This is a genomic window from Shewanella frigidimarina (assembly GCF_003797125.1).
Taxonomy (GTDB): domain Bacteria; phylum Pseudomonadota; class Gammaproteobacteria; order Enterobacterales; family Shewanellaceae; genus Shewanella; species Shewanella frigidimarina.
Map to the genome: position 1 here is coordinate 346,600 of NZ_RKKE01000003.1, position 15,218 is coordinate 361,817.

Consider the following 15,218-nt stretch of genomic DNA (forward strand, 5'->3'; position numbering starts at 1 on the left):
GACCTTTTTACCATACAAAAACTAATGTCACGTCTATTATTTATGTTTTGATATCATATTGACAGTTTACGTAAACACGCATTTTTAGTTATTTTATTTCACCAGACTGTTCTAATTAGCATCAATATGATGATTTAACCTACAGCAGGACTTGAAATATTGTTTTCCTGTGGTTAACCTACATATTAATCAACAAAATAAGAATAGCCTTATGATGAAAAATACTAACGATAGCGGATTTTTTATTTCTCACAAAAGTGCTCGTTTTACTGGTCAGTTTATTTTCAACAGAATGTAATTTTATTTTTATGAGTAAACAGTGTAGATGTAGATATTGACTTGAGTATCATCTTGATTAATGAATAACTCATTGCCTCTGGTAAAACTGCGATTGGCTTGAGCCACAATATCCGAAGCTACAATAGCTTAGGAACAAAAAAGAGATGTTGCCAGTAGCAACATCTCTTTTAATTAACTTATGAAGGTAAATCTGTGTTGAGGACTACGCCATTTTTTTAGTACTGGCTTTAACATGTCTTCTACAGAGAAAGTACAAACACTATTGCGCTGTCCAACGATCCATCCAGCCTAATACATTCTTGTACCATAGCTGTAAGTTATCTTGATTTAAAATCCAGTGATTCTCATCAGGAAATACCAATAGCTCAGAAGGAATACCTTTACGCTGCATAAAGGTAAATGCAGCAAGGCCTTGACCATAAGGAACACGGTAGTCTTTTTCACCATGGATGACGAGCATTGGTGTTTTCCAGTTTTCAACATAGTTAACTGGGTTAAACTTTTCATATAGTTCTTTGTTTTGATCGTATGGGCCACCGAATTCATATTCAGGGAACCACAATTCCTCTGTGACGTAATACATAGAACGCATATCAAACAAACCAGCATGGTCGACTAAACACTTGAAGCCATCGTTCCATTTACCTTGGAACCAGTTCATCATATAGCCACCGTAAGAACCACCTAGTGCACATGCATTGTTAGCATCTAACCAAGGTTGCTGCGCGGTAACCGCTGCCATGCCTTTTTTAAGATCTTCAAGCGGTTTTCCGCCCCAATCCTTGCCAATAGAGTCAGTAAACGCTTGGCCATAACCAGTAGAACCATGGAAGTCGACCATCACTACGCCATAGCCTGCACCAGCCCATAACTGAGCATTCCAGCGACTGCTGAAACTGTTACCAAATGAGCCTTGTGGGCCACCGTGTACAAGGTAAGCAATTGGGTATTTTTTACCTTCTTCATAGTTAACGGGTTTGATCCAATAGCCATGAACGGTTTCGTCATTCCAACCTTTAAAGTTGAACTGTTCAAAATCACCAAACTTAATGTCAGCTAATTTTTCACTGTTGACGTTGGTTAGCTGTTTCAGTTGTTCACCTTCAAGTGACACACTGAATAAATCGCCAGGTTCAACTAATGATGACTTCTTGAAAATAAGACGATTACTGGTCACAGCCACTAGGCTGTTACTACCTTGGTTGTAAATAGGGCGAACATCACCAAACTGTGTGTTCACTTCAAAAATGGTCACTTGCCCAAGATCTTGTGCTGTCACATACAAAGTACGGCCATCGGCACTAAAGTTCAATGAACTAGCACTGCGATCCCATAATGGTGCGACTTCTTTTTCCTGACCTGTAACATTGTCACGTAACATAATGCGGGAGCGATCAGCTTCGTAACCCGCCTTGGTCATGGCTAAATAGGCAAGATAACGGCCATCGGCAGAGAACGTAGGCTGAGCATCCCATGCTTGGTTATCTGGGGTTAAGTTAACCGTTTCACCGCCAGCTACAGGCACTTGCCATAAATCGTAATTAGTTGTCCAAGCTTGATCGCGGCTCGGCGCTTTAGCGCTATAAACAACGTACTTACCGTCTGCAGTAAAGGTGACTTCTTCCATGCCAGAAAATGGTTTAGGCGGTGTTTCAGTGTCACGGCCCGCTGTAACGTTTGTCGCGGTGGTAATTTTGTTGCCATTAAGCGAGGCAACAAACAAATGGTTACGTGCGTTATCTTCCCAAGTGTCCCAATGGCGTACCATCAACTGCTTGTATTCGCGGCCAGTGCTTTTACGTTCAGCTTCGGCAGTAAACTTGTCTTTTGAACACGCTAAGTCTTTACACTCTGGAAATACCCGCAACGTCATAACGACTTGCTTACCGTCGTTAGACAATTTGTAGCCATTGATATCTAACGGTAAATCAGTAACCGCAATAGCCTCTCCACCATCAAGGGCCAATTGATACAATTGACTGGTGCCAGAACGACTGGCGAGGAAATAAATCGATTTTCCATCTGGCGAAAAGCTGACATCGTGTTCAGTGCCTGCAGCCGAAGTAAGTTGCTTTGGCTTAGCATTTTTATCGTTCAAGTCGAGAAGATAAAGATCTGAGCTGCCCTCGCCTTTATCATCAACCACTTTTACGCCGTATACCATGGTCTTACCATCATTTGATACGGCTGCTGAATGCAACTTATTTAAGTTAACCAGTTGTTGAACATTAAAAGCTGCGGGCTCAGCCGCAGACACTGATGTTGCCATGCCAGCAGCAATCAGTGCGAATAATACAGAAGACTTTTTCATTGTTATCATGTCTCAGTTATTTAAGTAAAACGTATTACGTTTAGGCCGCAAAAACAGCCAATATCAAACGTAATCATAAAATGTATATTGCAGACTAACCAAAGCAAAACGCTCAGGCAACAAGCCTTTTGTAAAAAGCTGTAAACCCGAGCGTTTAATCACATTGACACTTATCGCTTATGTCTAAGCACAATGTTATCGATGGCTTACTTATTAGCTTTACTGTTAGCGATGTTAATTTTCCAAATCGCTGGGCCAGTTTCGTGCGCATTAACACCATTGGTATCAACCGCCACGGTCACTGGCATGTCTTGCACATCAAATTCGTAAATCGCTTCCATGCCTAAATCTTCAAATGCGACAACACGTGATTTCTTAATCGCTTTCGACACTAGGTATGCAGCGCCGCCAACAGCCATTAAATAGACTGCTTTGTGCTTTTTAATTGAAGCAACCGTTTCAGGACCACGCTCAGACTTACCAATCATGCCCATTAGGCCTGTTTGGTCTAACATCATGTCAGTGAACTTATCCATACGGGTTGCCGTTGTTGGGCCTGCAGGGCCAACCACTTCATCACCGACTGGATCGACTGGGCCAACGTAATAAATAAACTTACCGGTAAAATCGACACCTGCTGGTAAACCTTCACCAGATTCAAGCAACATTTGAATCCGTTTATGAGCTGCATCGCGGCCAGTCAGCATTTTACCGTTGAGTAATAAGGTATCACCACTCTTCCAAGTTTCGATTTCAGCTTGAGTGACCGTATCTAAATTGACACGGTGAGTGTTTTCTCCCGCTTCACGAGTAATTTCAGGCCAATCAGACAACGATGGTGGTACTAAATCGACTGGACCAGTGCCATCTAAATGAAAATGCACATGGCGCGTTGCTGCGCAGTTAGGGATCATCACTACTGGTTTAGACGCTGCATGAGTCGGTACAGATTTAATTTTAACATCTAATACTGTAGTGAGTCCGCCCAACCCTTGAGCGCCTATGCCTAAATTATTTGCGCGTTCAAAAATGTCTAAACGAAGCTTTTCTTCTGTGGTCTCTGCACCACGAGCCATCAACTCATGAATATCAACAGGGTCCATTAATGATTCTTTGGCCAGAACGGCCGCTTTCTCAGCAGTACCACCGATACCTATGCCTAACATACCCGGTGGACACCAGCCCGCGCCCATTGTTGGTAATGTTTTTTCTACCCAAGCGGCGATATCGTCTGACGGATTAAGCATGGCCATTTTGGATTTATTTTCCGACCCACCACCTTTGGCTGCAATCATCACTTCTATTTGATTACCAGCAACCATGTCAATATGAACCACTGATGGTGTGTTGTCTTTGGTATTTTTACGCGCACCGGCAGGGTCTGACACTATTGATGCACGTAATGGATTATCTGGATTGGTATAAGCACGACGTACACCTTCATCGACCATTTCTTGAACTGTCATGTCAGTTTTATCCCACTGAACAGACATACCAATTTTAACAAAGGTGGTGACAATTCCAGTGTCTTGGCATAAAGGGCGTTTGCCTTCGGCTGACATGCGGGAGTTAATCAGAATTTGAGCAATGGCGTCTTTAGCGGCAGCGCTTTCTTCACGCTCGTAAGCTTTGGTCATCGCATCAACAAAGTCTTTGGGATGGTAATACGAAATGTATTGCAGAGAATCAGCAATACTTTCAATAAAGTCAGCTTGTTTAATCACGACAGCTTGACTAGATATAGTTGAATGAGTTGTAGAGTGAGATGTGGTATTCGTCGACATATGGGGTGCTCCAGCAGCCATTGCGGCCTAACATGGTTATCGTTTTTATTAGAATCGATTTAATATTAACTATTAAGACCAATATGATACTCTTTCCATCCTTTTTGGGCTACATCACATTTTAGATAAGGGTTATCGATGTCTGCGCGGGCAAAAAACGCACTCTTCATGCAAAAACTGGACTGGAAAATAGACACAAAGCAGCTATTTTCACTGGTAAGCCACCAGCCATGGGCGATATTACTCGACTCAGCCAATGCTCCGCACCAAGATGCCAAATTCGACATCATCGGTTTTAATCCTATTGCAACGTTAACCAGCAGCGATGGCATCAGTCGATTTAGTGCCAAAGACTCGGCCATCAAAGCACTCAATATTAAAATAGATCGCCACGCCAACCCCTTTAACACATTAGCTGAACTGCAAGCGCGGTTATATCCTTCAGCGCAAGACAGCCAACATCCATTTAGTGTCGGAGCCCTGGGCGCATTTGGCTATGACCTGGGCCGAAATATTGAAAAGCTGCCACAAATTTCCATTAAAGATATTCATCTTGATGATATGAATATTGGTTTTTATGATTTTTCACTCGTCTACAGTTACGTTGATAAATCTTGGTATGCTTACCATTACTGTGGTTCTTACGCGTTAAAAGTTGAGTTGAATTTAATTGAATCTAAAATACAAAAATCAGCCAGTAACGCGATAACATCAAGGCCTTTCAGATTAACTACGGCTTGGAGTAATCAGATAGACAGTCAGCAGTATCAACATAAATTTGCTCAAGTGCAGCAGTATTTATTGAGTGGTGATTGTTATCAAATCAATTTAACCCAACGATTTGAAGCTCAATATCAAGGAGATGAATGGCAAGCTTATTGTGCTTTATCCCTTGCAAACCAAGCGCCTTTTTCGGCATTTATGCGAGTTGATAACCACTGCATGTTATCTATCTCACCAGAACGTTTTATTAAACTTAACGATCAATATATCGAAACTAAACCCATTAAAGGTACCATGCCGCGCCATCATGATCCCATTTTGGATCAACAAGCCGCTAGCGCATTAATCACTTCCGAGAAAGATCGTGCCGAAAATGTGATGATTGTTGACCTGCTAAGAAACGATATCGGTAAAGTAGCCGCCCCAGGCTCAGTTAAGGTGCCTAGGTTATTCGCCATTGAAAGCTTCCCTGCCGTGCATCATCTAGTTAGTACGGTTACCGCCACACTTGCACAATACAAAACAGCATTCGATTTACTTAACGCCGCCTTTCCTGGAGGATCAATTACCGGAGCACCAAAAATCCGCGCAATGGAAATCATTGAAGAACTAGAACCGTCCAGACGTAACCTTTATTGCGGCAGCATCGGCTATATAAGCCAAAATGGAAACATGGACACCAGTATTACTATTCGTACTTTGGTCACTGAAAATAATCACATTTACTGCTGGGCAGGTGGTGGTATTGTTGCCGACTCTAATGGTGCCGCGGAGTATCAAGAAAGCTTTGATAAGGTTAGTAAAATATTACCTTTGTTAGCGAGTTTGAATCAGTAATAAACAGCTATCGATAGACATTAAGTAGACAGACAATACCGATTTGCATGAATGACGGTTATTCTTGACTTATCGAATCGTCAAATTGTCAAAGTACGGGAATATAAATGACCCAAGGGTGCACATTGTAATGGCTTGATTAGTTTAAAAATGAACTCGTGTCTAGCAAGATACATAAAGCATAAAACTACTTTCAATCGATGTATACCAAGATGATCAGCTGATGCTTGATTTCTCTGTACTCGTGAACTTGATAACGAATAATCTCGAAACCAAGTTTACGCTAATATTGATAACAACTGATGGTAACTAACATTATTCCTAAGGTATTTCCCTACTCGCCAAACCAGTATTAGCGTCAGTATTCATGTGAGTTTATTTACATCTGTTGGTTTTCTTAAAACCTAATTATCTTTCAATACACACCCTTTAATACTGACTGAGCGACTCATGATTTTTCAGGTGTAACTTTAGGTTTCAAGTCATTTTCATTACAAGTTTTAAACTATTACTCATGATATTCACTCAAACTACCTTCAACCATGAACGATCGCTCAAATACATATTGAGCATTCGTTCAAATTCTGTTTAAATACGCTTCTTACTTATTAAGGAGTTCACATGATTAAATTTTATTTCCATCCAGGCCCTAACCCAATGAAAATTGCCTTGTTCCTCGAAGAAACAGGCCTTGAGTTTGAACTCGTACCTGTGGATACCTTAAAAGGTGAGCAACATAGCGCTGAATTTAAAGCGATTAACCCAAACAGTAAAACACCCGCCATTGAAGACAACGGCGTGCGTGTATTCGATTCTAATGCCATTCTTTTATACCTTGCTGACAAAACAGGTCAATTAGCTGCAACCCCGGAAAATCGTGGTGAGCTTCTGTCGTGGTTAATGTTTGTCGCCACTGGTTTAGGCCCTTATTCTGGTCAATGTGTCCATTTCACTCACCATGCACCAGAGAAAATAGATTACGCAACAAACCGTTATCAACGTGAAACTCAGCGCCATTACCAAGTACTTGACGCACATCTTGATAACCGTGAGTTTATCGTGGGTGATGAATTGAGCATTGTCGATATTGCTGCATGGGGTTGGGTTGATAAAGTCGGCTATGTATTAGGCCAAGATGCCCTTGCCACTTACCCGAATGTTCAACGCTGGTTTAACAGCATCAACAACCGTCCTGCAGTTGAACGCGCCAGAAACATGGGTAAAGACATTCAATTTAAAGCAGAATTTGATGAAGACGCAAAACGTGCGTTTTTCCCACAAAATTATGTTATCTAAGCAAAATAGATTTTAATCGCGTTATTTTAATCGCGTTATAAAAGGCTTGTGGATGATATCCATAAGCCTTTTTTGTATTGCCTATGTAGCCCCACTCATGCTGTAACGCCACTATTGCTGTAACGCCACTGTGCACGCTATAGGTTTCTATCTATACAATGTTTTTAAGTTTATATATAAAGCTTTAAAGTTGATTTACACGGTTTTTAGGTTTGATATTTAGCTGCAACTGGTTGTTTATAAGCTAATGTTCGCGTTTATGCATGTAGATTAAGCGTATAAATCATGAATACAATTTGTTATTTTTATCCACTTTGACACGAATTTACTTGTTCTTGCGGCGGTATTTTCCTACTGTTATTGAAAATGATTATCAATGAGGTTACTCATGAATACCCATCTTCAACATCAAATCAACCAATGGCTGAATAACGATCCCGACCCACACACCCGCTCACAACTGCAAACGTTAATTGATAACGGCAATGAAACAGAACTAGCGGCACGCTTTGCGGGTCGTTTAGCATTTGGCACAGCAGGGCTAAGAGGCGAAGTGGGTGTTGGCCCTATGGCAATGAACCGTTTGGTTATCCGCCAAACTACTGCCGGTCTGGGGGCTTACTTACTCGAGCAAATCGACAATGCTGCCGAGCGTGGTGTCGTGATAGGTTACGATGGTCGTCATGATTCCTTTACCTTTGCCCATGATGCCGCAAGTGTATTAACCGCTATGGGCATTAACGTGCATTTAACCTACAAGGTTGCCGCCACGCCGTTAGTCGCTTTTGGGGTAAAACATCTTAACGCTGCAGCTGGCATTGTGGTTACCGCAAGCCATAACCCACCACAATACAATGGCTATAAAGTCTATTGGGAAAATGGCGCACAAATTATTCCTCCTCACGACACAGGCATAGCCGCCCAAATTACTCGGGCTGCCACTCAGGCGATTCCCTTTTTAGCCTTAGATGACGCAATATCACAAGATAAGCTTACTTGGTTACAAGACGATTTCTATCAAGCCTATCGCCAAGGAATTCATGAAGCTAAAGAGCTGCAATACCACAGCGGACAGGACAAGGTCAGTTTAGCTTACACCGCAATGCACGGTGTTGGTGCCGACATGGCTGAAACGGTATTAAATGATGCTGGTTTTACCCAAGTGTATTCAGTGGCGGCTCAACGTGAACCTGATGGCGACTTTCCTACGGTAAACTTTCCAAATCCTGAAGAAAAAGGAGCAATGGATTTGGTGATTGCAGAAGCCAAAAAGCACCATGCTACACTCGCTTGTGCCAACGACCCTGATGCTGACCGCTTTGCTGTTGCCGCTCGCACTGAAAATGGCGACTACCAAATGTTGACAGGCGATCAAGTTGGAGTGTTATTTGGTCATTACTTACTCAGCCATGCACCTAAAAATCAGCAACTCACTGGCACCACTATCGTGTCCTCAAGCCTGTTGTCTAAAATTGCCACTGAGTTTGGTAGCCAAAGCTATACCACTCTTACCGGCTTTAAGTGGTTAATGAATGTCGGTATTGCCAAGCACCAAGCTGACAATCAGTTCTTATTCGCTTATGAAGAAGCGCTCGGCTACACCATTGGTAACTTAGTGTGGGATAAAGATGGATTATCGGCATTATTGGCCTTTGCCCAACTGACTGCAGAACTTGCAGATAATGGACAAACCATTTGGGATAAACTCGAGCAGATTTATCGCCAACATGGATTTCACCTTAATAAACAAGTGAGTATTGCCCTTAATGCTGACACGCCAAATATTGGTGCCTATTTACGCGAACATCCACCCGTGAAAATTGGTGAGTATGCGGTGATCTCAACCGACGATTTAAAAAGTCTACAGCGCACTGCCGCTGATGGCAGCAAACAAGCCATTGATTTACCTAGTAGCGATGTGTTGATTTATGCCTTAGACGGTGGCGCTAGAGTCATTGTTCGCCCGTCGGGTACTGAGCCAAAAATTAAATGTTATTACGAAGTGGTTGAAACCATGACAAGCTCGGACACCTGGGCATCGGCACAAACTCGTGCAGAGGATGCCATGGCGAGCTTCATTACATCTCACCAAACGAGCTTACCCAGCTAGCGGCTCATAAAGCGATTAAGTCTCATTAACAAAAGAATGTTAAACGCCTGTTATTATTAACAGGCGTTTGTTTATGCTTATAAGCAATTGTAATCACAATGGATGAGTTATAGCGTTTTACTAGATCAGAGTGTCATGAGATATGCCTGATTGAACTAACCAAGCCTATATTAAAGCGACCTATGTACCAGCGAAAATGATCTATAATGTTACAAAATTAATCATAACGTTATCGCAGGATTGCTAATGTATAAAAGTCTCGTATCTTTGGCCGTTATTGCCAGTATTTCAGCCCCAGTAGCAATCGCTGCAGAAGAAGGTGAAAACCTAGAGCGCATTCAAGTTATTGGATCGCGTATTGCCCTTCGTACCGCCACAGACAGTGCAACCCCTATCGATATTATTACCTCAGAACAACTTGAAGCAACAGGTATAACCGAAACCGCTAAGGCATTGCAGTTTGCTGCGCCCAGCTACAGCTTTCCATTCTCGTCAATTACCGATGGCAGCGACGCGGTTCGCCCTGCAAGCTTGCGAGGCATGTCACCTGATCACACTTTAGTGTTGGTTAATGGTAAGCGCCGCCATGGTTCAGCATTGGTTCACTTAGCCGGTACTTTAGGCAAAGGTTCATCAAACGTTGACCTTAACGCCATTCCAATGACTTCAATTAAACGGATTGAAATTTTACGCGACGGTGCATCAGCGCTATACGGCTCTGATGCGATTGCGGGTGTCATCAACGTCGTGCTGAAAGACAGCGACGAAGGTGGCAGCATTGCCGCCCAGGTTGGCCAAACCTACGAAGGCGACGGTGAACAAGTACGCCTAGGCATTAATCAAGGCTTTAGTTTTAGCCAAGACGGCTTTGTGAATGTGTCTTTAGAAGCACATCAGAAAAATTCAACTAATCGTGCCGGTTTTGATCCACGTCAGCAATACCCGACCCTAGCAGACGGTAGCCTTGATCCACGTGAAGCCACATTCGATCGTAAAAATCATCATGTTGGCGACAGTGATTATGACAACTACGGTTTATTTTTAAATGCTCAGCAAGGATTAGATACCAACGGTAAGCTTTATGCCTTTGGTGGTATTAGCAAACGCAGCTCAACTTCAGGCGCTTTTTATCGTCGTGCGTTGGATTCTCGTAACGTTATTGAAGTGTATCCAGATGGCTTTTTACCACAAATAAGCCCAGAAATTATCGATTACTCTTTAGTCACTGGTTATGAGTTTGAGCTGGGTCAGTGGGAAATTGATTCTTCTGTTGGTTTTGGCAGTAACAGCTTTGAATACAATGTTGAAAACAGTATTAATGCTTCGCTTGGCCCTAACAGCCCAACAAACTTTGATGCTGGTACATTGTCAACCAGTGAGCTGAATCTAAACTTAGATGCTTCAACCTACTACGATTTTGCCAATGACTCAGACTTACTCGTAGCAATGGGCATCACATGGCGCGAAAGTGGCTATCAAATTGAAGCTGGCCAAGAAGAATCGTATATCCAAGGCGATTACCAAGATAAATCTGGTGGTAGTCAGGGATTTGGTGGTTTCACTAAAGAATCTGAAGTAGATGAAGACCGCACAAACCTTGGTTTGTATATCGAACTTGAAAACCAACTTACCGATGACTTTTATTGGGCGGCAGCCGTTCGTTATGAAGACTATTCAGATTTCGGTGGCAATACCAGTTGGAAATTGTCTGGTCGATATGAGCTAACAGACAGTGTGGCACTTCGTTTAACCACCGACACTGGTTTCCGCGCGCCAAGTGTACAGCAGCTTTATTTTACCAACGTATCAACTTTCTTTGATCCAGATCCGGTCACTGGTGAGTTTATTCCTAGAGAGTCAGGTACTTTTAACCAGTTATCACCGGTTAGAGCAGAGCTAGGAATTCCTGATCTTAAAGCTGAAGTATCACACTCTTATAGTGCAGGTATTGTTTACACTGGCGACAATGGCTTTGCAGTGACATTAGATGCTTATGAAATCAATGTTGATGACAGAATCATTTTGTCAGGCTCTATCGACAAAGAAAGCTCACCTGCCATTGCTGCCATTCTTGAAGGCACCAATGCCGACTCGGCTCGTTTCTTTATGAATGCGGTTGATACTAAAACTCAAGGTGTAGACTTAGTTATCACTCAAGGTTTTGACCTTGGTGAATACGGCGATTTAAAAGCAAACCTTGCTTACTCATACAAAGAAACTGAAATTGAGTCAATTTCTTTGCCTTCGATCCTCAACGGATTAGAAGACGAACTATTTGATAATATTGAAGTCGTTCGCATGACGGAAGCTAATCCGAAAAATACCGCTAACATCGGTTTTACTCATCAATATGATGACTTCACCACTAACTTACGTTTCAGTTATTTCGGTGAATATACCGTGGGTTATTCATCTAGTGAAGTGGAATATGGTGCAAGATGGACCACTGATTTAAGTACTCGCTACCGTGCAACAGATAATCTTGCTGTTACGTTAGGGGTACAAAACCTGTTTGATACTTATCCAGAGAAACGCCCTGAGGATAATAATTTTAACGGCATATTTGTATACCCACTGACTAATACTCCATTTGGTTTTAACGGTGGCTACTATTACTTAGATCTACGCTACACCTACTAAATAATCGTTATTAGTAAGCATTAATCAGCCGATAACTGCGCTGAAAACAAAAAGGCCAATCATGTTTGATTGGCTTTTTTATTACCTCAAGCTGAACAGAGAACGATTGGTTAATAACATTGGCTTGAGTTGTCTTGCTAACGGACTAATGCTTATTGATCGTGTTTACTGACGATGTTTAATGATCATTAGCATTCGTGACATAGAGCTTTGCAAGATACTGCTTCGCGACATCGTCCCAGCTAAATCGCTGTTTGGCGGCATTGTGCTTCACCTGTTGCCAAGTATCGCTGCCATATAACTCGAACACTTGATTAACGCGTTCAACCAGAGCTTGCGCTTGCGCTGCTAGCGTTTCACCATTAAACACCCAACCACTGACATTATCTATAATCGTGTCGTTCAATCCACCCACGCCATGAACCAAACAAGGCTGCCCTTCCCGCATTGCCAGCATTTGACTTATTCCGCATGGCTCAAATGAACTTGGCATTAAAAATAAACTGCCCGATTGATAAAGTTGCTCAGACAATGCTTCATCATAACCGTGTAAAAACAAAAAGTTATCATAACGCGCCGCTGTAGCCTGCAGTGCCTTAGCAATATGCAGATCACCGCTACCAAGCAACATAAACACCCCACTCGGTTGATGTCGCTTAAGCGATTCTACTATCACATCTAGCACGGTTTTTGTGGTGGTTTGACCTTCTGCATCAATAAATGGTTGTAATAAAATTAACATTTTTTGTTCGGTTAAACGTCCAACAAAAGTCAACAGAAAACGGTCTGTATCGGGAACAACCTGACTGTTTTTTAGCAACTGGGTGTTGGCCAATAGTGCATGTTTATATTGGCTAATACGGGTGAGCGCAATCGAATCTATCACGTTGACATTAGCAACCTTAGCTTGCCATTTAATAAGGGTATTTTCAGCTTTAAGTAATAATGCCGCATAATCATGATGATGAGGTTCATCGGTGTTATTAACCTCATCATAAACGCAACCATTAATGATCCCGACTAACTTGCCTTGCTGACATTTAGCATTTAAGTCGTTCTCTAAACCTTCTCCACCAAAAAAACCTTTAATATAGTCAGATGGTATTAGCACTTCTCGAGCATAGGTCGGTGACACCAAATGCACTTTGTCACTCAGTACAATCCCCATTCTCATGGGATTGATGCAATTGTCATAACGAGGATCAAACAAGCTGTTATCCGCAATTGGATTTAACTTACCCATATATTGCGGAAACCAATGGCCGAATGAAGAATCATCTCCGGTAAAGGGGCGGATCCCTTGTAATGCCAAGTTGTGAATCGTAAATACACAAGGTAAAGCCTTTAAGACTGCAAATTCATCAACACAACTGCGAAGCATTGCCACCATGGCGGTGTGCCAGTCGTGAAGGTGTAACACATCAACACGCGGTAATACTCCTTGCACTAAACTAGTGGCAACACAGAGTGAAAACAAGGCAAACTTTGTCGCGTCTTCGGCAAAAGGTCTGTCGGCGGAACCGTCACAATAGACTTTACCGTGATGGTTAAATAATGGATGATCAAATAAATAAATTTGCGCTATTGAATCGTCAGCATCAGTTTGGCTGACCGCTGCTATGTCATCTTTGTTTTGCGGCCTAGGCATTCGATACACAGCTACAGTGTGGTGTTCACCAGCAAAGCACACCTCAATATCAACCATATGCATAGCATGATATCGCTGGGCCAAAAAACCATAATTTGGCATAGCAACATCGGCTATCACTTCAAATATGGCTAATGCAGGGGGCAAATCGCGGATAACATCCGCCATGCCACCCACCTTAACGCCGTGCAGTGCATCGTTTTCTGCTGCCACCAGCAGTACTCGCTTTACACTATCTTGAGTCATTTACAGTCCTTATTCGTAGCCAACAGGTAAACCCAACATTTTCCGTGTTACTAAAGTAACGCCTTTTTCGGATACCCTAAAACCCTTAGCCCTATCGTGATCATGATTATAACCAATCACCATTCCTTCAGGGATGATACAACCTCGATCTAAAATGGCATTTTGGATTTTACAGTTCTTCAATACCACCACATCGGGTAATAAAACCGAGTCTTTTACAAACGAATAAGAACATACCCTCACTTCATCAAACAACACACAACGTTTAACTTTAGCACCTGAAATAATACAGCCACCGGAAACGATAGAGTCCACAGCCATACCGCGCCTATCATCATCATCAAACACAAATTTAGCGGGTGGTAACTGCTCTTGATAGGTCCAAATTGGCCACTTTGCATCATAAAGGTTGAGTGGCGGTGTGGGTAATAACAGTTCCATGTTTGCTTGAAAAAACGAATCTAATGTCCCAACATCACGCCAATATGAAGGCTGTCCAGCAACCGCACTGGAAAATGGAAATGCAAACACTTTGTGATTTTCAATAATGGCTGGAATGATGTCTTTGCCAAAGTCACGATCTGATTTTTCGTTATTGGCATCTTTTTTTAACTGTTCAAATAAAAACTTAGTGTTGAATACATAGTTGCCCATAGAAGCTAAACACATTGTTGGATCGCTTGGTATCGGTTTAGGCTCAGCTGGTTTTTCTTCAAAGCCAATCACCCGATGCTCGCTATCAACTTCCATCACCCCAAAAGCTCCAGCGGCTTCATCAATAGGTGTTTCTAAACAGCACACCGTCATTTCAGCACCTGATTCTGCATGGGCAGCTAACAAGCCGGCATAGTCCATACGATATATATGGTCACCAGATAGGATCATCACATATTTCGGAATTTCCTGTCTAATAATATCAATATTTTGGAATACGGCATCTGCAGTACCTTGATACCAGTTACCTGATGTTTGTTGAGAAGCCGGTAGTATTTCAACCGACTCCCCTAGCTCTTTTTTAAAATGTCCCCAGCCACGAGTAACATGACGAATTAATGAATGCGACTTATATTGTGTCACCACCCCCACGCGGCGTATTCCGGAGTTAATACAGTTTGATAATGGAAAATCAATAATCCGATATTTACCCCCAAAATAGAGTGCGGGCTTAGCGCGCCAATCGGTTAATTCGTACAAGCGAGAACCACGTCCACCCGCTAAAATCAACGCATAGGTATCACGGGTTAAATTACTAATATAACGAATATTACTCATAAGCAGACTCCATTTTGCTATCTAATATAGCCATTAATAAATAAACATTGA

The 15,218-nt window shown here is 42.2% G+C and carries 8 protein-coding genes; 4 read left to right on the forward strand and 4 right to left on the reverse strand.

The features are described from left to right. Positions 1-559: 559 nt before the first annotated feature. Both EGC86_RS11010 and EGC86_RS11015 read right to left on the reverse strand, forming a co-directional pair. Positions 560-2,620, reverse strand: coding sequence for a dipeptidyl-peptidase 5 (locus EGC86_RS11010; RefSeq protein WP_425376027.1), 2,061 nt, complete (start codon positions 2,618-2,620; stop codon positions 560-562). A gap of 197 nt (positions 2,621-2,817) precedes the next feature. After that, the gene (locus EGC86_RS11015) at positions 2,818-4,395 is read right to left on the reverse strand and encodes a fumarate hydratase (protein WP_011637612.1); all 1,578 of its coding nucleotides are present in this window, start codon (positions 4,393-4,395) and stop codon (positions 2,818-2,820) included. 138 nt (positions 4,396-4,533) lie between these two features. On the opposite strand from EGC86_RS11015, the gene pabB reads away from it, so the two are divergent. The 4 genes from pabB to EGC86_RS11035 all read left to right on the forward strand — a co-directional run bounded on the left by pabB (position 4,534) and on the right by EGC86_RS11035 (position 12,001). Beyond that, a complete protein-coding gene (gene pabB / locus EGC86_RS11020; RefSeq protein ID WP_123777601.1) occupies positions 4,534-5,955 on the forward strand; it encodes an aminodeoxychorismate synthase component I in 1,422 nt (473 codons plus the stop codon). A 621-nt stretch (positions 5,956-6,576) separates the two neighbouring features. Further along, a complete protein-coding gene (locus EGC86_RS11025; RefSeq protein WP_101087054.1) occupies positions 6,577-7,251 on the forward strand; it encodes a glutathione S-transferase family protein in 675 nt (224 codons plus the stop codon). A 388-nt stretch (positions 7,252-7,639) separates the two neighbouring features. Next, positions 7,640-9,361, forward strand: coding sequence for a phospho-sugar mutase (locus tag EGC86_RS11030; protein ID WP_123777602.1), 1,722 nt, complete (start codon positions 7,640-7,642; stop codon positions 9,359-9,361). Positions 9,362-9,607: 246 nt separating this feature from the next. Beyond that, the gene (locus tag EGC86_RS11035) at positions 9,608-12,001 is read left to right on the forward strand and encodes a TonB-dependent receptor plug domain-containing protein (RefSeq protein ID WP_123777603.1); all 2,394 of its coding nucleotides are present in this window, start codon (positions 9,608-9,610) and stop codon (positions 11,999-12,001) included. A 178-nt stretch (positions 12,002-12,179) separates the two neighbouring features. On the opposite strand, the gene EGC86_RS11040 is transcribed toward EGC86_RS11035, so the two are convergent. Together EGC86_RS11040 and glgC are read right to left on the reverse strand one after the other, a co-directional pair. Further along, complete coding sequence (locus EGC86_RS11040) at positions 12,180-13,895, reverse strand: glycogen synthase (protein WP_123777604.1); 1,716 nt, start codon at positions 13,893-13,895, stop codon at positions 12,180-12,182. Positions 13,896-13,904: 9 nt separating this feature from the next. Continuing rightward, positions 13,905-15,167 carry a glucose-1-phosphate adenylyltransferase gene (gene glgC / locus EGC86_RS11045; RefSeq protein ID WP_123777605.1) on the reverse strand — a complete coding sequence of 421 codons (1,263 nt, stop codon included), beginning with the start codon at positions 15,165-15,167 and terminating at the stop codon, positions 13,905-13,907. Between the last annotated feature and the right edge of the window lie 51 nt (positions 15,168-15,218).

Bases quoted from the DNA above. Each gene is read 5' to 3' on its own strand.
- EGC86_RS11010 (WP_425376027.1), bottom strand. From the start codon at position 2,620: ATGATAACAATGAAAAAGTCTTCTGTATTATTCGCACTGATTGCTGCT.
- EGC86_RS11015 (WP_011637612.1), bottom strand. From the start codon at position 4,395: ATGTCGACGAATACCACATCTCACTCTACAACTCATTCAACTATATCT.
- pabB (WP_123777601.1), top strand. From the start codon at position 4,534: ATGTCTGCGCGGGCAAAAAACGCACTCTTCATGCAAAAACTGGACTGG.
- EGC86_RS11025 (WP_101087054.1), top strand. From the start codon at position 6,577: ATGATTAAATTTTATTTCCATCCAGGCCCTAACCCAATGAAAATTGCC.
- EGC86_RS11030 (WP_123777602.1), top strand. From the start codon at position 7,640: ATGAATACCCATCTTCAACATCAAATCAACCAATGGCTGAATAACGAT.
- EGC86_RS11035 (WP_123777603.1), top strand. From the start codon at position 9,608: ATGTATAAAAGTCTCGTATCTTTGGCCGTTATTGCCAGTATTTCAGCC.
- EGC86_RS11040 (WP_123777604.1), bottom strand. From the start codon at position 13,895: ATGACTCAAGATAGTGTAAAGCGAGTACTGCTGGTGGCAGCAGAAAAC.
- glgC (WP_123777605.1), bottom strand. From the start codon at position 15,167: ATGAGTAATATTCGTTATATTAGTAATTTAACCCGTGATACCTATGCG.